This window comes from Clostridium disporicum (genome assembly GCF_001405015.1).
In the GTDB taxonomy this organism is placed as follows: Bacteria; Bacillota; Clostridia; order Clostridiales; family Clostridiaceae; genus Clostridium; species Clostridium disporicum_B.
This window is the reverse complement of sequence record NZ_CYZX01000018.1, coordinates 1-19,832: the sequence shown is the minus strand read 5'-3', so window position 1 is coordinate 19,832 and position 19,832 is coordinate 1. Positions and strand designations below refer to the sequence as shown.

23 protein-coding genes and 2 tRNA genes are annotated in these 19,832 nt (G+C 28.7%); 6 read left to right on the top strand and 19 right to left on the bottom strand.

Annotated features, from left to right (window positions below; genetic code table 11):
* Nucleotides 1–18 precede the first annotated feature (18 nt).
* Together ispD and ARA56_RS11995 are read right to left on the bottom strand one after the other, a co-directional pair.
* Nucleotides 19–687 carry a 2-C-methyl-D-erythritol 4-phosphate cytidylyltransferase gene (gene ispD, locus ARA56_RS12000; RefSeq protein ID WP_055267013.1) on the bottom strand — a complete coding sequence of 223 codons (669 nt, stop codon included), beginning with the start codon at nucleotides 685–687 and terminating at the stop codon, nucleotides 19–21.
* 9 nt (nucleotides 688–696) lie between these two features.
* A complete protein-coding gene (locus tag ARA56_RS11995; protein ID WP_055267011.1) occupies nucleotides 697–1,788 on the bottom strand; it encodes a PIN/TRAM domain-containing protein in 1,092 nt (363 codons plus the stop codon).
* 282 nt (nucleotides 1,789–2,070) lie between these two features.
* Here ARA56_RS11995 and ARA56_RS11990 point away from each other — a divergent pair, with 282 nt between their 5' ends.
* Complete coding sequence (locus ARA56_RS11990) at nucleotides 2,071–2,469, top strand: nucleoside triphosphate pyrophosphohydrolase family protein (protein WP_055267008.1); 399 nt, start codon at nucleotides 2,071–2,073, stop codon at nucleotides 2,467–2,469.
* Between the two features lie 34 nt (nucleotides 2,470–2,503).
* On the opposite strand, the gene disA is transcribed toward ARA56_RS11990, so the two are convergent.
* The 4 genes from disA to ARA56_RS11970 all read right to left on the bottom strand — a co-directional run bounded on the left by disA (nucleotide 2,504) and on the right by ARA56_RS11970 (nucleotide 6,600).
* Complete coding sequence (gene disA / locus ARA56_RS11985; protein ID WP_055267006.1) at nucleotides 2,504–3,568, bottom strand: DNA integrity scanning diadenylate cyclase DisA; 1,065 nt, start codon at nucleotides 3,566–3,568, stop codon at nucleotides 2,504–2,506.
* A 51-nt stretch (nucleotides 3,569–3,619) separates the two neighbouring features.
* Complete coding sequence (gene radA, locus ARA56_RS11980; RefSeq protein WP_055267004.1) at nucleotides 3,620–5,005, bottom strand: DNA repair protein RadA; 1,386 nt, start codon at nucleotides 5,003–5,005, stop codon at nucleotides 3,620–3,622.
* Between the two features lie 147 nt (nucleotides 5,006–5,152).
* Nucleotides 5,153–5,881, bottom strand: a complete 729-nt coding sequence (gene nagB / locus ARA56_RS11975) for a glucosamine-6-phosphate deaminase (RefSeq protein ID WP_055267001.1) — start codon at nucleotides 5,879–5,881, stop codon at nucleotides 5,153–5,155.
* The gene (locus ARA56_RS11970; protein WP_055266998.1) at nucleotides 5,878–6,600 is read right to left on the bottom strand and encodes a GntR family transcriptional regulator; all 723 of its coding nucleotides are present in this window, start codon (nucleotides 6,598–6,600) and stop codon (nucleotides 5,878–5,880) included. The genes nagB and ARA56_RS11970 overlap by 4 nt, the downstream gene beginning before the upstream one ends.
* 125 nt (nucleotides 6,601–6,725) lie before the next feature.
* Here ARA56_RS11970 and ARA56_RS16700 point away from each other — a divergent pair, with 125 nt between their 5' ends.
* Nucleotides 6,726–6,887 carry a hypothetical protein gene (locus tag ARA56_RS16700; protein WP_156334267.1) on the top strand — a complete coding sequence of 54 codons (162 nt, stop codon included), beginning with the start codon at nucleotides 6,726–6,728 and terminating at the stop codon, nucleotides 6,885–6,887.
* A gap of 62 nt (nucleotides 6,888–6,949) precedes the next feature.
* Entirely contained in the window at nucleotides 6,950–7,177 is a 228-nt protein-coding gene (locus tag ARA56_RS11965) for a glutaredoxin family protein (RefSeq protein WP_055266995.1), read from the top strand.
* Nucleotides 7,178–7,278: 101 nt separating this feature from the next.
* Here the strand turns inward: ARA56_RS11965 and ARA56_RS11960 are convergent, their stop codons facing one another.
* The 3 genes from ARA56_RS11960 to ARA56_RS11950 form a co-directional block, all read right to left on the bottom strand.
* On the bottom strand, nucleotides 7,279–8,745 hold the full coding sequence (locus ARA56_RS11960; protein ID WP_055266991.1) for an NADP-dependent glyceraldehyde-3-phosphate dehydrogenase: 1,467 nt from the start codon (nucleotides 8,743–8,745) through the stop codon (nucleotides 7,279–7,281).
* Between the two features lie 234 nt (nucleotides 8,746–8,979).
* Complete coding sequence (locus ARA56_RS11955; protein ID WP_055266989.1) at nucleotides 8,980–11,418, bottom strand: ATP-dependent Clp protease ATP-binding subunit; 2,439 nt, start codon at nucleotides 11,416–11,418, stop codon at nucleotides 8,980–8,982.
* A 76-nt stretch (nucleotides 11,419–11,494) separates the two neighbouring features.
* Entirely contained in the window at nucleotides 11,495–11,950 is a 456-nt protein-coding gene (locus tag ARA56_RS11950; protein WP_055266987.1) for a CtsR family transcriptional regulator, read from the bottom strand.
* 186 nt (nucleotides 11,951–12,136) lie between these two features.
* Between ARA56_RS11950 and ARA56_RS11945 the strand changes: the two genes are divergently transcribed.
* Entirely contained in the window at nucleotides 12,137–12,766 is a 630-nt protein-coding gene (locus ARA56_RS11945) for an MBL fold metallo-hydrolase (RefSeq protein WP_055266983.1), read from the top strand.
* Nucleotides 12,767–12,802: 36 nt separating this feature from the next.
* On the opposite strand, the gene ARA56_RS11940 is transcribed toward ARA56_RS11945, so the two are convergent.
* The 7 genes from ARA56_RS11940 to ARA56_RS11910 all read right to left on the bottom strand — a co-directional run bounded on the left by ARA56_RS11940 (nucleotide 12,803) and on the right by ARA56_RS11910 (nucleotide 16,540).
* On the bottom strand, nucleotides 12,803–12,973 hold the full coding sequence (locus ARA56_RS11940; protein WP_032116987.1) for a DUF362 domain-containing protein: 171 nt from the start codon (nucleotides 12,971–12,973) through the stop codon (nucleotides 12,803–12,805).
* A gap of 96 nt (nucleotides 12,974–13,069) precedes the next feature.
* Nucleotides 13,070–13,276, bottom strand: a complete 207-nt coding sequence (locus ARA56_RS11935; protein WP_055266981.1) for a heavy-metal-associated domain-containing protein — start codon at nucleotides 13,274–13,276, stop codon at nucleotides 13,070–13,072.
* 10 nt (nucleotides 13,277–13,286) lie between these two features.
* Nucleotides 13,287–14,192: a PSP1 domain-containing protein gene (locus tag ARA56_RS11930; protein ID WP_055266979.1), complete on the bottom strand. Its 906-nt coding sequence runs from the start codon at nucleotides 14,190–14,192 to the stop codon at nucleotides 13,287–13,289.
* A gap of 4 nt (nucleotides 14,193–14,196) precedes the next feature.
* A complete protein-coding gene (locus ARA56_RS11925) occupies nucleotides 14,197–15,129 on the bottom strand; it encodes a DNA polymerase III subunit delta' (RefSeq protein ID WP_055266976.1) in 933 nt (310 codons plus the stop codon).
* Between the two features lie 26 nt (nucleotides 15,130–15,155).
* Complete coding sequence (locus tag ARA56_RS11920; protein WP_055266974.1) at nucleotides 15,156–15,485, bottom strand: cyclic-di-AMP receptor; 330 nt, start codon at nucleotides 15,483–15,485, stop codon at nucleotides 15,156–15,158.
* Nucleotides 15,486–15,626: 141 nt separating this feature from the next.
* Complete coding sequence (locus ARA56_RS11915; RefSeq protein WP_055266972.1) at nucleotides 15,627–16,304, bottom strand: dTMP kinase; 678 nt, start codon at nucleotides 16,302–16,304, stop codon at nucleotides 15,627–15,629.
* 44 nt (nucleotides 16,305–16,348) lie between these two features.
* Entirely contained in the window at nucleotides 16,349–16,540 is a 192-nt protein-coding gene (locus ARA56_RS11910) for a sigma factor G inhibitor Gin (RefSeq protein ID WP_055266970.1), read from the bottom strand.
* Between the two features lie 133 nt (nucleotides 16,541–16,673).
* Here ARA56_RS11910 and ARA56_RS11905 point away from each other — a divergent pair, with 133 nt between their 5' ends.
* Nucleotides 16,674–17,828: a zinc-binding metallopeptidase family protein gene (locus ARA56_RS11905; RefSeq protein WP_055266968.1), complete on the top strand. Its 1,155-nt coding sequence runs from the start codon at nucleotides 16,674–16,676 to the stop codon at nucleotides 17,826–17,828.
* A 13-nt stretch (nucleotides 17,829–17,841) separates the two neighbouring features.
* Here ARA56_RS11905 and ARA56_RS11900 read toward each other — a convergent pair whose 3' ends face one another.
* Entirely contained in the window at nucleotides 17,842–18,345 is a 504-nt protein-coding gene (locus ARA56_RS11900; RefSeq protein ID WP_055266966.1) for a hypothetical protein, read from the bottom strand.
* 227 nt (nucleotides 18,346–18,572) lie between these two features.
* On the opposite strand from ARA56_RS11900, the gene ARA56_RS11895 reads away from it, so the two are divergent.
* Nucleotides 18,573–19,520, top strand: a complete 948-nt coding sequence (locus ARA56_RS11895) for a magnesium transporter CorA family protein (RefSeq protein WP_055266964.1) — start codon at nucleotides 18,573–18,575, stop codon at nucleotides 19,518–19,520.
* Nucleotides 19,521–19,668: 148 nt separating this feature from the next.
* On the opposite strand, the gene ARA56_RS11890 is transcribed toward ARA56_RS11895, so the two are convergent.
* Both ARA56_RS11890 and ARA56_RS11885 read right to left on the bottom strand, forming a co-directional pair.
* Nucleotides 19,669–19,743 (bottom strand) — tRNA-Cys (locus ARA56_RS11890).
* A gap of 5 nt (nucleotides 19,744–19,748) precedes the next feature.
* Nucleotides 19,749–19,824, bottom strand: a tRNA-Phe gene (locus ARA56_RS11885).
* Nucleotides 19,825–19,832: the final 8 nt, after the last annotated feature.

Here is a 19,832-nt window from a genome sequence, read left to right as displayed (position 1 = left end):
ATATTAGCTATTATTAGCTTATACAAGCCTTTCAGCTAAAATTATATCATCTGGAGTAGTTATTTTTATATTCGTATACTCTCCGTCATATAAATACACCTTATATCCGTATTTTTCGGATACCATAGTATCATCTGTAACTACATCTCCATTTTCCTTAACTTTTTCATGGCACTTTAATATATTATCGTAGTTAAATACTTGTGGTGTTTGAATAGCTACTAAAGTACTTCTATCAGGAGTATCTATAGAAAAGTTTTCTTTATTCTTTACTTTTATCGTATCTTTCGGCATAACTCCTGGTGCTGCTGCTCCATATTTCTTAGCACATCTAATTCCCTCATCTATTAAATTATCAGAAATTATCGGTCTTGCTCCATCATGAATAAGAACTATATCTGTATCATTCATACTTTTAAGAGCATTATACACAGAATCCTGTCTTTCAGCTCCACCTTCAACTATTTTATCAACCTTCAATGAATATTTCTCTAAAACTTCTTTTTTACAATATTCTATTTCATCTTTAGGTAAAACTAGCACTATTTGATCTATATTTTTATTATCTATAAACTTTTTTAAAGTATAGTATAAAATTGGTTTACCTTTTATTTCGATAAACTGCTTACTAACTTTACTTCCCATTCTTTTCCCTTTTCCACCTGCTAATATAATAACACTAGTCATAAGTTAATTTTAATTCTCCTTTTGTTTTGCAAAAATCATTCTTCCTGCTGCTGTTTGTAATACAGAAGTTACTATTACATCTAATTGCTCTCCAATAAATTTCTTTCCACCTTCAACTACTATCATAGTTCCATCATCTAAGTAAGCTACTCCTTGTGATGATTCTTTTCCCTCTTTATTCACAACAACCTTCATTTCTTCTCCTGGAAGAACTACTGGTTTAACTGCATTAGCTAATTCATTAATATTTAACACAGGAACACCTTGGACTTCAGCAACTTTATTTAAATTATAATCATTAGTAATTACTTTTCCATTTAATGTTTGAGCTAATTTTAATAGCTTTGAGTCTACTTCAGCTATTTCTGGGAAATCCCCTTCCCATATTTCTGTTTCAATTTCAAGTTCCTTTTGAATTTTATTTAGTATATCTAAACCTCTTCTACCTCTATTTCTCTTTAATGAATCTGAGGAATCTGAAATATGTCTTAATTCATCTAATACAAAGCTTGGTATAATTAAAGTTCCTGAAATAAATCCAGTCTTACATATATCAAAGATTCTACCATCAATAATTACAGATGTATCTAATACATTAGATATATTCTTAGCATTATTTTTATGTTTTTTCTCTTTTGAAGAACTTTTCTTCATGTTTCCAATCATACTATTTATATCATCTTTTTTCTCAACAAATATTTTTACACCAATTATTACCGCTACTAGTTCAATCAAAACAAGTAATATTGGTCCAGCTACTGGATGTATACCTACCACAGGAATCCCAATTAACGAAGCTATAAGTAAGGCTACTATAGTTCCAACAGTTCCGTATACCAATTCACTTGCACTCACCTTTTGTACACTTCTTTCTACTGTGTCTATTATTTTATTAAGTCCTTTGTAGATAATAGGTGATATAAAATATAATATAATACCGAACACTAAAATAACAAAAAATAAAAATACTATCTTACTTATTGGACTTTGTAATAATTTCACCTCTAAATCACTAAATACGTTTAATAATCCATCTCCTACTACATACCCTAGTATAAATCCTATAGTAGTAATTATTATTCTAAATAACTTCTTTAACACCTTTTAACCTCCTTTGTCATAAATGTTACACTTTCTATTATACCCTTATATTTATCTTATAGATACATATATAACCAATATTAATTATAACATAGTATTTATCAATTTTAGGAATAATTATCTAATTACATATCAAATATATTTTTCTTTACCCCCTATTAAAAAACATTTACATTTATTATTATAATATTAATCCTTCAGCTGATGGATATATTGACAGAATTAACAGAAAAAAACTATAATTAATTTACAAGCATTATTATTCTAAGGAGTTGAGGCGAGATGAAGGACGTTATATTCGATAATTTCCAAAATGATGTGGATGATTCATTACTAAGACATAAAAGCATTTTAGATATTTTAACAAAATATTCTGAATCTAGTGCTAGAGTAAATAGAGCTGTTGCTAAGGCTGTTACAAATTGTGGTTGTATTAAAATAAATGCAGATAAACAATCTTCTCCTCAAGACCAAGATAGCCTTGAAGATTTTTATAATTCTTTAAATAATCATTTAGATGGCGAACTTTGTGAAACTTGTCGTGATGTAATTGAGCGTGAAATGGGTAATAATATGTTTTATCTTACTTCCTTGTGTAATGCACTAAATATAAGTTTATATGATGTACTTATAAAAGAAGATAATAAAATTAATACTTTAGGAAAATTTAATTTTAGATAAAAAAATATGGCAGTAAATTTACTGCCATATTTTTTTATAATTCTTTTTTTAAATATATTTGTTCTTTAATTCTTTTCAATCCATTTCTTATTGCAGTAGCTCTAGCTTCTCCTATCCCCTCAACCATATCAAGATCTTCTTTTGATGCTTTAATAACATTTTTAAGGCTATCAAAATGCTTAATAAGATTTTCAATAATACTCGTTGGTATTCTAGGAATCTTAGAAAGAATTCTATATCCCTTTGGAGATATTAAAGTATCCACTAACGACACTCCAGCATATCCCAATAATTTAGACAGATTATCTAAGTCTAATAGCTCTTCAGAATTTAACTTTTGAATTTCCTTATAAATTTCATCAGCGTCAGCTTCATCATTACAATAATCTTTAATTAAAAGTATTCCATCTCTTTCAATATTTTTTATTAATTCATTAAGCTGCATAGAAATTAGTCTACCTTCATTACCTAATTCAACTATATGCTTTTTAATTTCCTCAACTATTCTCATTACCATTTCAGTTCTTTGTATAGCTGTAGTTACATCAAATACTGTAGTTAAATCTTGAAATTCAAGAATATTTAAGTTATTAATAACTTTCTCTAATACATTAACATACTTTTCTAAAGTCTGTATTGCTTGGTTAGCATTTGCTAAAATAACACTACTATCCTTAAGTATGTATTTTAGGTCACCTTTATATATTGTAATTATGTTTCTTCTTTGTGAGATTGCTATGACAAGGGTTCCAGTTTGTCTTGCTATTCTTTGAGCTGTTCTATGTCTAGTTCCTGTTTCGAAAGTAGCTATTGTTGAATCTGGTATAAGTTGAGCGTTAGCAGAAACTATCTTTTTTAAATCTCCACTTATAACAATAGCTCCATCCATCTTTGCTAGTTCGTATACATATGCTGGTGTATATTCTGAATTAATATTAAATCCACCATCTACTAGCTTCATTACATTTTCACCGTCACCAATTATTATTAATCCACCAGTTTTAGCTCTTAGTATGTTATCTAATCCCTCTCTTAAACTTGTTCCTGGACTGACTAATTTAAGTATATTTTTTATTTCATTATCTTCCTTTATTCTCATTATAATCACCTAATTATTAATTCTATTATTATTGCGAATCTCTATTATTTATTATCTATAGACATGGAATATTACATCATTTAAAGTTTTTAATGCTATAACTTCTATACCTTTAAATACAGTACCCTTAGCAAAAGAATCTTTTGCTACATATACCCTCTTAAATCCCATTCTTGCAAGCTCTTTCACTCTACCTTCTAAAGAAGGTACTTTTTTAAGTTCTCCAGTTAATCCTACATCTGCGATAAAAGCAATATTTCCCTCTATCCCTTTTTGCTTAACCGAAGATACAATACTCATTATTACGGCTAAATTAATACCCTGCTCTCTAATTCTCATACCTCCTGTGGTCTTAATTATTACATTTTTATCGTAAAGATTTATTCCACCTCTTTGCTCAAGAATAGAAATTAAAGTATTTAACTTATCTTTACCTAAAGTCTCCCCTATTCTAGTTGGATAAGGAGTAAAAGTCTTAGATACTAAGCTTTCTATTTCTGTTATTATAGCTCTTGATCCTTCCTTTATAACCGTTAACGTACTTCCTGATACTAATTCTCCTTCATCTCTTTTAGTCATAAAAAATTCTGATGGATTATCTATAGACATCATACCTTTTTCAGTCATTTGGAAAAATCCTGTTTCTCCCGTACTTCCAAATCTATTTTTGGAACTTACTAGTCCTCTTAGTTCTTCATCACTATCAGCTTCTATTATTAATACAGTATCTACTAAATGTTCTAAAGCTCTAAGACCAGCAAGTTCATCTGCTTTTGTCATTTGTCCAACAATTATAACCGCTCTCTGTCTTTTATCATTTTTAGCAACCCTTAATAATTCATTAGCACACTCCATAGTCTGAGTCGGAGAACCTGCTCTTGCAGGTAGATAGCCTTCCATAGTAAAGGTCTGTATACTATCTATAATAATTAAGTCTGGATCTATCTCTTCTATAGAATCAACAACATTATCTAAATTAGTTTCTTGAAGAACCCATATATTATCATTAATTTTCTCTAATATTCTATCTGCTCTATTTTTTATTTGGCTATCACTTTCTTCTCCTGATGCATATATAACTTTATGCCCTTTCTTAGCTATACAATCTGCCACTTGTAAAAGTAACGTTGACTTTCCAGCACCAGGTCTAGCCGTAATTATGGTAATAGAATCTTTTACTATTCCACCACCCATAACTCTATCAAATTCATTAATTCCTGTAACTATTCTATCACTTTTGCTAGAAGTTACCTCTGTAAGTTTCTTGGCTACCTTTTTAGGAGTTCTTGTTGCTGTTACTGTTTTACTCGTACTTTTAGCCTGAACTACCTCTTCCTCAAAAGTATTCCAATTATTGCAATCTGGACATTTTCCTAACCATTTTGGTGTTTCATACCCACAATCCCTACAGATATAAACTGTTTTTATTTTCGCCATACCGATTCACCACTTCTGTTGTACTTATATATTAGTATTCTTAACTTATTTCACTCTTTCTAATATATCATAATTAAAATAAAAAAATATACAAAATACAAAAAATCATCGTTAAAAATATTAACGATGATTTTTTATAAATGATAATTATTTTATTAATTTTGCTGCCGCTTCATCAATTATAACAACTACATCTCTATGCATTTGTAGCATTGTAGCTGGATTATCAGTTGTAATCTTTCCTGAGAATAATCCTTTAATAGCTTCTGCTTTTCCTTCACCTGACGCTATTAAGATTATTTTTTTAGCTTTCATAATTCCGCCTAGTCCCATAGTTAATGCTTTTCTTGGAACTTCATCAATTGAATCAAAGAATCTAGCATTTGCTTCTATAGTGCTTTCTGTTAATGAAATTATATGAGTTCCTGCTGATAATTCTTCTCCTGGTTCGTTAAATGCAATATGTCCATTGTTTCCAATACCTAATAATTGAACATCTATTCCGCCAAGTTCCTCAATTTTCTTATCATAATTCTTACATTCTTCTTCTAAATTTTCTGCTAATCCATTTGGTACAAAAGTCTTAGCTTTATCAATATTTATGTGATTGAATAAATTAGTATTCATGAAATTTCTGTAGCTTTGCTCATGCTCTGGATTTAATCCAATATATTCGTCTAAGTTTATTGAAGTACATTTAGAAAAATCTAATTCATTATTTTTACACTTAGCTATTAACTCTTTATACATTCCCACTGGTGATCCTCCAGTAGCTAGTCCTAAAACTGCTTCTGGTTTCTCTATTATAACTTTAGCAAACTCGTCTGCTGCAACTTTACTTAATTCTTCATAATTTTTAGTAACTATTAATTTCATATAATCTCTCCCTCTCTACGTGAAATATTCACTTGTAATGTAAACTTATCTGATCTATATAATGCCTCTTCAATAAATAATACTTTATTTTTATTAACAAAAGTTTTTCCTATTATCTTAAGCACTGGAAAATTCTCTTTAGTATCAAACTTTTCTTTTATTTCATCTGTTATATCAACAGCTACTATAGATGAAGTAGAATTACTTATTGAATATCCAAAATGCTCTAAAATTTTATATAATGATCCTTTTAACATCTCATTATTAATATGACCACAATAATCTACAGGTATAAATACAGTCTCTACTGCTATACATTCATTATCAACTATTCTTCTTCGTTCAATCTTATAAACCTTATCTAGCATAAAAGTATCTTGCATATCATCTGGTGTATCTATAATATCGAAGTTAATAACTTCTGTTCTCAACTCTCTACCAGTTTGCTTTATCATCTCTGTAAAACTCATCATATCTTGTTGTTTTACAGTTTGCTCACATACAAAAGTACCTTTACCTTTTAATCTAGTTAAAACTCCTTCTTGAACTAATTCCCCTATAGCTTGTCTTATAGTCATTCTGCTTACGCCATAGATTTCACATAATTCTCTTTCGCTGGCTATACATTCACCAGGTTTCCAAAGACCTTGTGCAATTTTTTTAACTAAGTCATTTTTTAATTGGAAGTATACCGGTATAGGACTATTCTTATCAATCATAGTATCGCCTCCTAATCATATTATAACGTTCAGAATTATAGATGTCTATACCAGTTATAAAAAATCTTTGTATATTTTTATTAAACTTACTAATACTAATTATAAAAAGTTTAGGAGATGTTATTATGTTTTCAAAATCTTATTATGATAATATAAACGGTAAAAATATACTAACTGATTATAGACCAAAAGATATGAGTAATGATTATCTTGATAATTTTACAGATTCCTCTTTAGAAAATATGGTTATAAATTCTAACTTAGATAATAGTAATATGATTAAATAACTATTTATAATATATATTATATGATATATTAGTATTAAGATTACTATTTTAGGAGGTACTTTATGGTTAAAGTTTATTCAACTAATACTTGTCCTTGGTGTGATAAAGCTAAGAGCTATTTAAAATCAAAAGGAATCGAGTTTGAAGAATTAAATGTTCAAGAGGATATGGTTGCTAGAGAAGAAATGATAAAAAAATCTAAACAAATGGGAGTTCCTGTTTTAGATGTAAATGGAACTATCATAATAGGTTTTGATAAGCCTGCAATTGATACTGCACTTAATGCTTAATTTCAATTGACAATTACAAGTTTAAAACATAAAAACTATAAGTTTTAAAGCCAGCATAAGCTGGCTTTATTTATTTATTTATTTATTTATTTTAACTTTCATTAATTACGATTATTTAAATTAATTATAACTCCCTTTCTTCTTGACATTGCTTCTATAGAATATCTAATTCCTTGAGTACCTATTCCTGATGCTTTTACACCTGAAAACGGAAAATGATCTGGGCCTCTTTCTGGTTTATTATTAATTTGAACAGTTCCTACTTCTAACTTATCTGCTATATAAAAAGCTTCATCTATATTTTTAGTAAATACTGATGCCTGCAACCCATATTCAGATTTATTGGCTATTAATATGGCTTCCTCTTTATCTTTTACTCTAATAATCGGCAAAACTGGTCCAAATGGCTCTTCCCATGCTAATCTCATGTCCTCAGTAACATAATCGAATAAAGTTGGATATATAATATTATTTTCTCTCTTTCCACCAGCTAACAAATGTGCTCCTTTTTCTCTAGCATCCTCTATAAGTTCCCACACAAAATCAGCTGCTTTATCATCAATTAATGGAGTTATAGTTACTCCTTCATCTGTCGGATTTCCTACCTTAAGCTCTAATACCTTTCTTTTAATCTTATCTGCCAATTCATCTGCAACTTTATCAACTACTAATATTCTCTTAACAGCAGTACAACGTTGTCCTGAATAAGAATATGCTCCAGCTACTATATTAGCTGCTGCTAAATCAAGGTCTGCATCATCTAATACAATTGCTGCATCTTTCCCACCTAATTCCATTAACAATGGAACCATACTTGTTATACTTGCTATTCTCATTCCAACTTCAGTACTTCCTGTAAAGTTAATAAAATCTATCTCTGGATGAGTTACTATATAATCTCCTATTTCACTTCCTCTTCCTGTTACAGTATTTAGAACACCAGCTGGAACTCCAGCTTCATCAAAAACTTTTGCTAAATATAATCCACAAAGACTACCTTGTGTAGCAGGTTTTAATACTACGGTATTCCCAGCTATTAATGCTGGTGCTATTTTAGAAGCTGATAAATTTATAGGATAATTAAACGGAGAAATTGCAAGAACTACTCCCATTGACTCTCTAGTAACAACAGATATTTTATTTTTATCAAATCCAGGAAAGCTATCACTTACTATAGTTTCTCCAAACATATTTTTAGCTGTATCAGCAGTAAATCTTATGTAATCAGCAGTTCTGTTAATTTCGGACTCAGCGCTTTTTCTATCTTTAGCAATCTCTCTTATAATAATATCAGATAACTCATCTATTCTCTCTTGTAATATGTCTGCAACTTTATAAAGAATTTTTGATTTTTCATTTATAGGTACATCTTTCCACTTGTTATGTGCTTTTTGTGCTATCATAACTACATCATTTACCTCTTCCTTTGTCATTGCTGGTATCTTTCCAACTACTTTGCCGTCTGTTGGCGATTTAATCTCTATAAAGCTGCCACTTTTGCTATCACACCATTTCCCATTAATTAAATTTCTAAACTTTCTCTCTTGTCCGATTAAATTACTAAACATATGATTATTCTCCTCCCTATTAATTTATTATTTATTTTCTCCCACCTATTTCACTTTTATTATTTAACATAAGATAAACTTATCCATAATTAAATTTAGATATAAATTATTAAAATAAAAAAGAAGCTTAAATTTATAATCTAAGCTTCTTCAAATTAATTATTAAACCTAAAAAATATTTAATAATTTATATTTAGTTATAACTACTCATAAAAATACTATATAGATTAGTATTTATTTATGTGCAAACTCTATACCTTGCTCATTACATTGAATAAGAAGTTTATCTCCATCAACTATATCACCTTTAATTATTTCATCACTCAATTTATCTTCAATTTCTCGAGTAATTATTCTTCTTAAAGGTCGTGCACCAAAATCTTTTTCCTTATTTTTTTCAGCAATAAATTTACTTAAATCTTTATCATAATCAATAAATATGTTCTTTTCTTTTAACCTTCCCATTGTCTCGTTTATCATTATATCTACAATTTTTAATATACTATCTTCATTTAATTGATTAAATATTATTATTTCATCTAATCTATTTAAAAATTCTGGTCTAAAGGCTTTTTTCAATGCACCTTCTATTACTTCTTTCATCTTTTCATATTCTGCTTTACCAGTATCTTTATTTGAAGCAAAACCGACCTGTTTTTGCTTTTTAATATTTTCAGCTCCTACATTAGATGTCATTATAATTATAGTATTCTTGAAGCTAATCATCTTACCTTTACTATCTGTTAATCTTCCATCTTCCATAATTTGAAGTAAAATATTAAATATATCTGGATGAGCCTTTTCTATTTCATCTAATAACACTACAGAATATGGTTTTCTTCTAACAGCTTCTGATAATTGCCCGCCTTCGTCATACCCTATATATCCTGGAGGAGATCCTATAAGTCGTGAAACTGAATGCTTTTCCATGTATTCAGACATATCTAATCTTATAAGATTATTCATATTACCAAACATAGCTTCAGCTAATGCTTTTGATAACTCAGTTTTTCCAACACCTGTTGGCCCACAGAATATAAATGTTCCTATAGGTCTATTAGGATCTTTAAGCCCTATTCTAGCTCTTTTTACAGCTCTAGATATAGCACTTATAGCTTCATCTTGACCAATAACTTTACTTTTTAATATATCCTCTAAATGCAAAAGTCTATCTGATTCTTTTTCTGTAAGTCTTGATATAGGAACCTTAGTCCAGGTTGATACAACCTTAGCAATATCTTCTTCATCTACAAGATAAACTTCTGAACAATTCTTTGTATTCCATCTATTCTGAATCTCATAGAACTCATCTCTCAATCGTTTTTCTTTATCTCTTAAATTAGCTGCCTTTTCAAAATCTTGATTTTTTATAGCATCTTCTTTTTCATTTATAGCCTTTTCTATAGCCACCTCTTTTTCTTTTATTTCAGGTGGTAACGTTAGTTTAGATATTCTTACCTTTGCTGCAGCTTCATCAATCAAATCTATAGCCTTATCTGGCATATATCTATCATTTATATATCTTTCACCTAAGCTAACTGCCATTTTTAAAGCTTCATCAGTTATTTTAACTTTATGATGTGACTCATATTTATCCCTAAGTCCAAATAATATCTTTAATGTATCCTCTGGTGATGGTTCCTCAATATTTACTGGTTGAAATCTTCTTTCTAAAGCTGCATCTTTTTCTATATGCTTTCTATATTCATCTATTGTAGTTGCACCAATACATTTTATTTCTCCTCTTGCTAATGCAGGCTTTAAAATATTAGACGCATCTATAGCTCCTTCTGCTCCTCCAGCTCCTACTATAGTGTGTATCTCATCTATAAATACAATAATGTCCTCTTCTTGTCGTAACTCGGCCATAATTTTCTTTAATCTATCTTCAAATTCACCTCTATATTTTGCACCAGCAACCATAGCAGTAATATCTAACGTTAAAATTCTTTTATCTTTTAGACTTTCTGGAATATCTCCTAGTACAATTCTTTGAGCTAATCCTTCTATTACAGCTGTTTTTCCAACTCCTGGTTCACCAATTAAACATGGATTATTTTTAACTCTCCTACATAGAATCTCTAACACTCTTTGTGTTTCAGCATCTCTTCCTACTACAGGATCTAATTTTTGATCTTTTGCTAATTGAGTTAAATCTCTACTAAATTGATCTAACATAGGAGTTTTATTGTTTTTCTTTTCTTTTGAAGCTGGCTTTTTTACTTCTTTTAATTCGCTTCCCATAATGTATTTTTCTAAATCATCTTTCATTGAATTGATATCAGCCTTACAACTTGTAAGAATAGCATAAGCTACACCTTCTCCATCGTTAATCAATGATAATAGAATATGTTCTGGTGTAATAAAATTTTGTCCGTATTTTCTTGCCACTTCTAAACTATCATCAAATAATCTCTTTGTTCTAGGCGTTAATAATATATCTCCTGATAATATCTCTTCATCTCCAAATCCTAAATACTCTTCTGTAAGCCCTCTAACTTTATCTATAGTCAATCCTTTAGTAGTTAATAATTGACTAGCGTATCCATTTTCTTTTAATATCCCTAAAAGTACATGTTCAGTTCCTATATATCCATGCTTAAACTTTTGAGATTCTTGTTGTGCTTCTATTAAAACTATTTGTGCCCTTTCTGTAAACCTCCCAAATATCATTTTCTTACACCTCCATACCCTAGGTTATAATTTATATAAAATTAATTAACCATTAATTTTAAATTTATATTAATTATTATGATAAAATAACTGCTATCATACCCCTTAAAATATCTGCTCTAACCTTATTTTTATCTTCTACAGATGTTAAAATTCTATCATTTACAGACATTTTAATAAGATCACATTCTCTTTCAGTTACTAGATTCAACTCTAATAAATAATTAATTAAAGATAATGCACCTTGGTAAGTTATACTTTTACCAATAGCTTCATTAAGCATCATAGCAATCTTTTCATTATTATCATTTGATATTTTCTTGATTACTATATAGCCTCCACCACCTCTTCTGCTTTCGATAATATATCCTTTTTCGTGACTAAATCTAGTAGTCAATACATAGTTAATCTGTGATGGAGCACAATTAAATTTATCTGCTAAATCATTTCTCTGGATTATTATTTCCTTACTGGTTTTTTCCTCAATCATATTATTTAAAAATTCGGCTATACCATCTGATATTCTTGCCATAAAAACACCTTCCTAAACATCTTTGACTTTCTTTGACTTTAATTATATACAAATATTTTTTTAGTGTCTATGTTTAAAGTTTTCCCTTATATAAAAAATTCATTTAAATTCTGTAATATTTAGATTTTATTTAGTCAATACTCTTAAAATATAGATATTTAACAAGATTCTAGGATGTGATAATAAATGCAGATTAAATGGTTAGGAAATAGTTCATTTTTAATAAAAACATCTTTATCCAAAAAAATTCTCATAGATCCATTTACTCCATTAGAACTTTTAGATTTTGATACTACTTTTGATATAATAACCTTTAGCAAAGATTTTCATAAAATAAGTAATTTTGATTTGAGTAAGTATGGTGCTAAAATAATCACTAGAGATGAAGTATATTGTGAAAATAGCATTAAAATTAAAGGATATTTATCCTACAGTGATAATGTATCAGGATTAAAACGTGGTAAAAACTATATATATCTTTATGAAGTAGATAAATTAAGAATATGCCATCTTGGATATTTAGGACATTTTCTTAATGAAGAAATTATAAATATACTAAAAAATGTAGATATTTTATTCTTGCCTATTGGTTGGAATCTTTGTTTAAATGGTAATGAAAGTTATAAGCTATCTGAACTACTTACTCCTAAATATATTATCCCTATGTGCTATAAATGTAATAAGTATGACTTTTATTTTGATGGTCCTTTAGATTTTATATCTAAATCTAAAAATATTTATAATGTAAACTCCTCTGAAATTAATATTAATGATTTACCTAACAATACTCCATTAACAGTACTTTTAAAGCATTAAAAAAGAGCCACCTACTTAGGTGACTCTTTATAGTAACTATTCAGCTACTGGTGCTCCAACTGGACAAACATTTGCACAGTTTCCGCAATCGATACAAGTATCTGCATCTATAACAAATTGAGTATCTCCTTGGCTGATAGCGTTAACTGGACATTCAGCAGCACAAGCTCCACAGTTTACGCATGAATCTTCTATTACGTATGCCATTAAAAAAAACCCCCTCACTTATTAAATTTCATATATATTGTATCATAGTCAATATTTTTTTCAAAGTGTTTTTATTATGTGATATAAAGTTCACTTCTAAGATTCTATCATGTACCCTGCCATTTCAATAAGATTTATAATATCCTCTGATGATATAGTTAAATTATCATATACTATTTGAACTTCTTTTTTAGCCTTGCTTATCTCACATGCAACTATACCTTCTTCATTTGTAAGTATATTCCTAATAGTAGTTACATCAGTAGATTTATTTAAATTATTAATCTTTATTGAAATTTTCATAATATCCTCCTTAGTTATCTTTAATTAACGCCTTAATAAACTTTTTATCCTCTTCTGAATCTATCTCTAATCTAATATCTGAATCATCTATTGAGTCTTCATAGTTTCCTTCAATTAATTCGATATTGTCTATATTAAAGTCATTTACTATTTCTTCGCCAGCTTTTTTGTATTTTACTCTTACTGTTTCCTTAACAGTATTATTACTTATAACTTCTCCTGTACCTTCCTCAGTTTTAACTATTGATCCAACCTGAGGCATTCTCTTTCTAATATCTTCATACGTACTTTGCTCATAATTTAAGCAGCACATAAGACGTCCACATATACCTGATATCTTAGTTGGATTAAGTGATAAGTTTTGTTCTTTTGCCATTTTTATAGAAACGGATGCAAAATCTCCTAAAAACGAAGAACAACACATAGGTCTTCCACATGGACCTAATCCACCTAACATCTTAGCTTCGTCTCTAACTCCGATTTGTCTTAACTCAATACGTGTTTTGAATATAGTAGCTAAATCTTTTACTAATTCTCTAAAGTCTACTCTACCATCTGCTGTAAAGTAAAATATTACTTTATTATTATCAAATGTATATTCAACATCAATAAGCTTCATTGTTAATTTATGTTCTTGAATTTTGTTAAAGCATATATTAAATGCGGCTTCTTCTTTAGCTTTGTTATCAAAATGCTTATCTATATCTTCTTGTGATGCTATTCTTATAACACTTTTAAGAGGTGCTACTATATCCTCCTCTCTTACTTCTTTTATTCCAATTACACATTCACCAAATTCTATTCCTCTAGCAGTTTCTACTACTACATAATTACCTTTTTCTATTTTTAAATCAGTTGGATCAAAATAATATATCTTTCCAGCCTTTTTAAATCTCACTCCTACAACTTTTATCATATTTTTAAACCTCCAAAAAGCTAATAAGCATAACTCTTATAGTTACTGCCCAATTAACATTATTTTTAATGTTTCTTCTAGCTTCTTCAATACTACTCATTAAGTTATTTAACTTCCTAAAAGACATTTCCCTAGTAAGCTCTTTAATCTGATCAATTTTATCACTATTTATAATTAAGCTTTCATTTTCGATTTCCTTATGAATCATTATGTCTCTTATAAAATCACCCATTATACTTAGAACTTCTTCTTTATCTCCCTTATAAGAATTTAAAACTTCTTCTTCTTCTAATAGAGCTTCAGGATCATTCTTTGTTATTTTAATTAATAATTCTACAATTTTACATCTTAATTCTTTAAGCTTATCATCATTAATATATCTATCTATTCTTCCTGGAATTCCAGAACTAAATGCTATTGCTGCCTTTGTTTCAGGTTCATTTTTATCATAACCTTTTATTTCAGCATACTCATATAACTCTTCTTTTGATAATGGTGTCAATTTAAATATTTCACATCTAGATTTAATAGTATCTAAAACTAACTCTAAACTCTCACATAGTATTATTATGTACACTCCTAAAGGTGGTTCCTCTATTGTTTTTAATAATGCATTTTGAGCTTGAACAGTAAGCTTATTACCTTCATGAATAATAACTACTTTCTTATCTCCCTCAAAAGGTTTCTTTTGAACTTCTTCTATAATAGCTCTTACATCATCTACTCCGAAGGAAGCCTTTTCAGTCTTATAATTTATAATATCTACATATTCCCTATCTAAATCACCTTTAAGTATTAATTTAGCTAAATTTAGCGCTAGAACGCTCTTTCCAATTCCATCCTCACCACAAATAAGGTGGGCATGAGAAAGAGTTCCATTTGAACATCGCTTGTTGAAATTCATAACTAAGTCTCTATACCCAATAAACTTTCTCATACTCACGCCTCTTTTTCATCTATATTCTATACTTTAATAAATTGATCTACATCTAATACAAAGATCGTAGCTCCTCCTACTTCAACTTCCATAGGATATGGCATATACATACCAGTTCCGTTAGACATAGTAGTTGGTGTTGGTATTATTTCTTTTCTCATTTTACAAACATCTTCAACAACTTTAACTACATCATTAACCTTATCCTTTTCTACTCCAATCATTAATGTTGTGTTCCCAGACTTTAAAAATCCGCCTGTAGTTGCTAACTTTGTAACTCTAAAACCTTTATCATTAAGTTCTTCAATTAGATCTAAAGCATCATCATCTTGTACTATTGCGATTACTAACTTCATAAAATTACCTCCACTCAATAAATTTCCCTTTTATATTATTTTATCATACTATTTAAATGTTTTAATATTTTTTATGTTAGTTTTACATAAAATATATCTATAATTTTACAATAGTTCAATTAATAAATGTTTTATATCCTTTTAAATTACTTCTATAACCTTTTTATATATCTCTTCATGAATATCATCAATAGTTCTTAATAACTTACCTTCAGTGCATTTAACTTTATTCCAATTATATTTTTCAGCAATTTTAAGTGAGTTATTATATGATTTTATTAAATATTCCTCATTGCTTTCATGAATATCCTTTTCTTCCTCACCAGTTATCTTATTTAATCTATTTTTCATTAATTCTTGACTTACCATAGGATCTACATCTAAGAAAATAACTTGGTCTGGCTTCGGTATTGCATATAAGTTAAACTCTAAGTCACTTAACCAATTCAAGAATTTCTCTTTTTCTTCTTCATCCATTTTTGCTGCTTGATGTACCATATTTGATGTAGTATATCTATCGGATATAATTATCCCACCTTCATTATAGAACTTTTCCCATTTAGTTTTAAATGATGCGTATCTATCAGCAGCATAAAAAGTTGATGCAACGTATGGACTAACATCATTAGGATTGCTTCCAAACTCACCTCTTAAATACATCTTTACTAATGCTGAAGACTCGCTATCGTAATCTGGGAAAGTTATTTTCATACAATTATATCCTTCATTAATAAGTCTTTCATATAATTTTTTAGATTGAGTTGCTTTTCCACTAGCATCTGAACCTGACTCTATAATAATTAATTTACCTTTACTCATAAATAAGCCCGCCTTTCAAGTATGTAAGGTATTTTCCTTAACTTTTAAAATAATATATCTTTTATTCTATTTTTCATATCCTCATATTGCTTATCATCAAATTCCTCATTAGTAATACTATTTACGCAATCTTCACATATGAAACTTTTTATAATCATTATACCATCATAACGAGCCTTCCCACAAATTTTACAATGTCTTTTCTTTTTTAAGATTATTTCCTTATTATTAATCATTATAATCCCTCCTTGTCTCATATTTAAAATTTTGGACAAGAATTAATATTTTTATACTTTAATATAAAAAGCTATAAAATAAATACTTTATGGAAAAAATAATATTAAAACTTTAAACTGGAGGAATCACTAAATGAATCAAGAAATGATTTCCTATTTATCTACATGTTATGATGAATTACGTACACTAAATAGAGACTTATATGCTAATCCCGAAGATAGTTATAAAGAATTTTTTGCTTGTGACTCTATATGCAATCTATTAGAATCTCATGGCTTTGATGTAAAAAGGAATTTTCTCGATTTAGAGACATCTTTTTATGCCTCTAAAGGAAATACATACCCCAAAATTTGCTTTTTATGCGAATATGATGCTGTTCCTGGAGAAGGTCATTTAACTGGTCATAACTTATTAACCACAACTTCTTTAGGTGCTTCTCTAGCACTTTCAAAAGTAATTGATAAAATAGGTGGAACTGCTGTAGTAATTGGTTGTCCTGGAGAGTATCGTGGTGGTACAAAATCTATTATGGTAAAGCAAGGTGTTTTTGATGATATAGATATTGTATTAGCAGCTTATCCCGATGTAACAACTAATGAAAGTGGTACTTCTGCTGCTATAGTCCCTCTAAAGATTAAATTCTTAGGTAATAGTGGTTTAAGCTTTTTAAATAATGATACCTATACTTCATTAGATGGCATATTATTGACCTTCAATATTTTAAATTCTATATTAAAAGGATTTCCTAAAGATGTTGAAGTTAACTCTATATTATCTCAAGGTGGTTTTACTCCATTATTACTTCCAATAGAAAGTGAAGCCCAATTTTATATAAGAGCAAAAGAGATGGATATGGCTAGAATAGCAGAAAATAAATTAAGAGAAATAGCTATTTATGTTTCAAAGCTTATTCGAGTTCAATACTCTTTTTCACTATATGAATGTCCTAATGAAGAGTTAATCACTAATAGAACTTTAAATAGATTATTCAGCCATAACCTTAAAGAAAACGGAATAATTGATATAGGTCCGCCAAGGGATGTACGCTCTGGATTAAGCATTGGTATAGTTAGTAAAACTGTTCCTTGTATACATCCTTATATAAAGGTAATTGAAGATAATAGTATTAGATATGGTACCAAAGAATTTGCAGAAACTACAATATCACCATTTGCCTTTGAGCAATCTATGAAAGCATCCTTATCATTAGCAGCTACTGCTGTAGACTTAATAACAAATAATACTTTGCTTAATGAAATCAAAGATGAATTTTTTAAAAAAAAATAAAAGGTGAAGCTATTTAATTAGCTTCACCTTGTAATATATTAACTTTATCATATACTCTTTTTAATAATCTTTCACTTGGCTCAAATGAAAACTTTAAAAGTTGTCCATTTCTCTTGTACACACAGTAACATTTTCTAGAAGTAGTTATGCTGCTCAAATAGTTTCCATGAGATTTAATTTTTGATAGCTTTTTAGGTATCTCAACCTTTTTCCCTATGAAAACAATATCCTGCATTCTTATGCTTTCTAAAATGTTATCACCTTTACAATTTAATTTATTTATTATTAACTTATCTGCAATTATTGAGTATTTATAAGATAAACTACAGCGTCTAAATTCCTTAAATAATACAAATACTATCATTATTAATAGCAGAACCTCTATTACTCTATAAACTTGAAAAGTTTTTCCTATCACTATTTCAGCAATTTCAACGGCATATAAAGCAATAGTTATAGCTAATAATGAAATCATTATAGCAGGAATTTTCCTTCCGTGTACAACTTCTCTATGCATGACAATATATATCCCCCATAAAATATAATAATTTTGACAATGCTATGATTATACTAATTATTATAGTATAATTCCATTCGGAAATTTCGCCTTATTCATAGATTATATGAAAATAATTAATAAATCTTTAATAAATCTTCATTAATCTAAGGTTTTAAATCTATTACTAATTTTATTGTGATATACTGATAAATATAATAATATTACTCACTTAATTGGAGGTATCTATGATTAAAATATACAAAAGCTTAAGCGAAACAAATCCTCATTTAAAAGCTTTAAATAATATTGAACCTGGTTGTTGGATTAACATGGTAGCACCTACAGAAGAAGAGATTATATTAGTTTCAAAAAAGACAGGAGTTCCTTTAAATTTTTTGAGAGCACCTTTAGATGATGAAGAAACTTCTCGTATTGATTTTGAAGATGATTATCTCCTAGTAATAGTAGATATTCCTTTTACGGAAATGGAAGATAATTCTCTTACATATGATACATATCCATTAGCAATTATTCATTCTGAAAAACAAATAGTAACTGTCTGCTTAAAAAATAGTAGAATATTAACTGATTTTATAAACAATAAAGTTAAATCTTTCTTCTCATTCAAAAAATCTAGATTTATTCTTCAAATATTAAGTAGAGTTTCTACATATTATTTAATATATTTAAGACAGATTGATAAAAAAAGTTTAATGATTGAAAAAAGATTGCATAAGTCTATGAAAAACAGAGAGCTTATACAACTTCATTCATTAGAAAAATCCCTTGTTTATTTTTCTACATCTCTTAAGGCAAATGAAATTACTTTGGAAAAAATGCTTAAACTAGAAATAATGCAAAAATATCCTGAAGATCAAGATGTATTAGAAGATGTTATTATTGAGAATAAACAAGCTATTGAAATGACTGATATATATAGTAATATACTTGCTAGTACAATGGACTTCTTTGCTTCAGTAATTTCAAACAATCTTAATATTGTTATGAAGGTGTTAGCATCAGTTACAATATTAATGGCTATTCCAACTATTATTGGTGGTATATTTGGAATGAATGTTTTACTTCCATTTAGCCCTGATGATCCTAATGCATTTAATATAATAATGATATTTACACTCTTATTAACAGGATTTGTTGCAATACTTTTATATAAGAAAGATATGTTTAGTTAATTTTATATTTATCCACTAATATAAAATATATCCACAGGCAAAATAATTTCACCTGTGGATATATTGTTTTTTTGTGTATATTTTTAATTAATATAAATTTACTTTAAATGAAAAAATAAAAACCTACAAGCATTGCTTGTAGGTTTTTTGGAGGCGCCAATCAGATTTGAACTGATGAATAAAGGTTTTGCAGACCTCTGCCTTACCACTTGGCTATGGCGCCATACCTGGTGGCTCGACCAGGAATCGAACCAGGGACACGAGGATTTTCAGTCCTCTGCTCTACCGACTGAGCTATCGAGCCACATTACC

Excerpts from the sequence above, each read along its gene's own strand:
- radA (WP_055267004.1), bottom strand. The coding sequence starts at position 5,005 with ATGGCGAAAATAAAAACAGTTTATATCTGTAGGGATTGTGGGTATGAA.
- ARA56_RS11910 (WP_055266970.1), bottom strand. The coding sequence starts at position 16,540 with ATGATTAATAATAAGGAAATAATCTTAAAAAAGAAAAGACATTGTAAA.
- ARA56_RS11965 (WP_055266995.1), top strand. The coding sequence starts at position 6,950 with ATGGTTAAAGTTTATTCAACTAATACTTGTCCTTGGTGTGATAAAGCT.
- ARA56_RS11990 (WP_055267008.1), top strand. The coding sequence starts at position 2,071 with ATGAAGGACGTTATATTCGATAATTTCCAAAATGATGTGGATGATTCA.
- ARA56_RS11925 (WP_055266976.1), bottom strand. The coding sequence starts at position 15,129 with ATGAGAAAGTTTATTGGGTATAGAGACTTAGTTATGAATTTCAACAAG.
- ispD (WP_055267013.1), bottom strand. The coding sequence starts at position 687 with ATGACTAGTGTTATTATATTAGCAGGTGGAAAAGGGAAAAGAATGGGA.
- ARA56_RS11955 (WP_055266989.1), bottom strand. The coding sequence starts at position 11,418 with ATGATATTTGGGAGGTTTACAGAAAGGGCACAAATAGTTTTAATAGAA.
- ARA56_RS11945 (WP_055266983.1), top strand. The coding sequence starts at position 12,137 with ATGCAGATTAAATGGTTAGGAAATAGTTCATTTTTAATAAAAACATCT.
- ARA56_RS11930 (WP_055266979.1), bottom strand. The coding sequence starts at position 14,192 with ATGATAAAAGTTGTAGGAGTGAGATTTAAAAAGGCTGGAAAGATATAT.
- ARA56_RS11895 (WP_055266964.1), top strand. The coding sequence starts at position 18,573 with ATGATTAAAATATACAAAAGCTTAAGCGAAACAAATCCTCATTTAAAA.
- ARA56_RS11935 (WP_055266981.1), bottom strand. The coding sequence starts at position 13,276 with ATGAAAATTTCAATAAAGATTAATAATTTAAATAAATCTACTGATGTA.
- ARA56_RS11960 (WP_055266991.1), bottom strand. The coding sequence starts at position 8,745 with ATGTTTAGTAATTTAATCGGACAAGAGAGAAAGTTTAGAAATTTAATT.
- nagB (WP_055267001.1), bottom strand. The coding sequence starts at position 5,881 with ATGAAATTAATAGTTACTAAAAATTATGAAGAATTAAGTAAAGTTGCA.
- ARA56_RS11915 (WP_055266972.1), bottom strand. The coding sequence starts at position 16,304 with ATGAGTAAAGGTAAATTAATTATTATAGAGTCAGGTTCAGATGCTAGT.
- ARA56_RS11920 (WP_055266974.1), bottom strand. The coding sequence starts at position 15,485 with ATGAAGTTAGTAATCGCAATAGTACAAGATGATGATGCTTTAGATCTA.
- ARA56_RS16700 (WP_156334267.1), top strand. The coding sequence starts at position 6,726 with ATGTTTTCAAAATCTTATTATGATAATATAAACGGTAAAAATATACTA.
- disA (WP_055267006.1), bottom strand. The coding sequence starts at position 3,568 with ATGAGAATAAAGGAAGATAATGAAATAAAAAATATACTTAAATTAGTC.
- ARA56_RS11950 (WP_055266987.1), bottom strand. The coding sequence starts at position 11,950 with ATGGCAAGAATATCAGATGGTATAGCCGAATTTTTAAATAATATGATT.
- ARA56_RS11905 (WP_055266968.1), top strand. The coding sequence starts at position 16,674 with ATGAATCAAGAAATGATTTCCTATTTATCTACATGTTATGATGAATTA.
- ARA56_RS11900 (WP_055266966.1), bottom strand. The coding sequence starts at position 18,345 with ATGCATAGAGAAGTTGTACACGGAAGGAAAATTCCTGCTATAATGATT.
- ARA56_RS11940 (WP_032116987.1), bottom strand. The coding sequence starts at position 12,973 with ATGGCATACGTAATAGAAGATTCATGCGTAAACTGTGGAGCTTGTGCT.
- ARA56_RS11970 (WP_055266998.1), bottom strand. The coding sequence starts at position 6,600 with ATGATTGATAAGAATAGTCCTATACCGGTATACTTCCAATTAAAAAAT.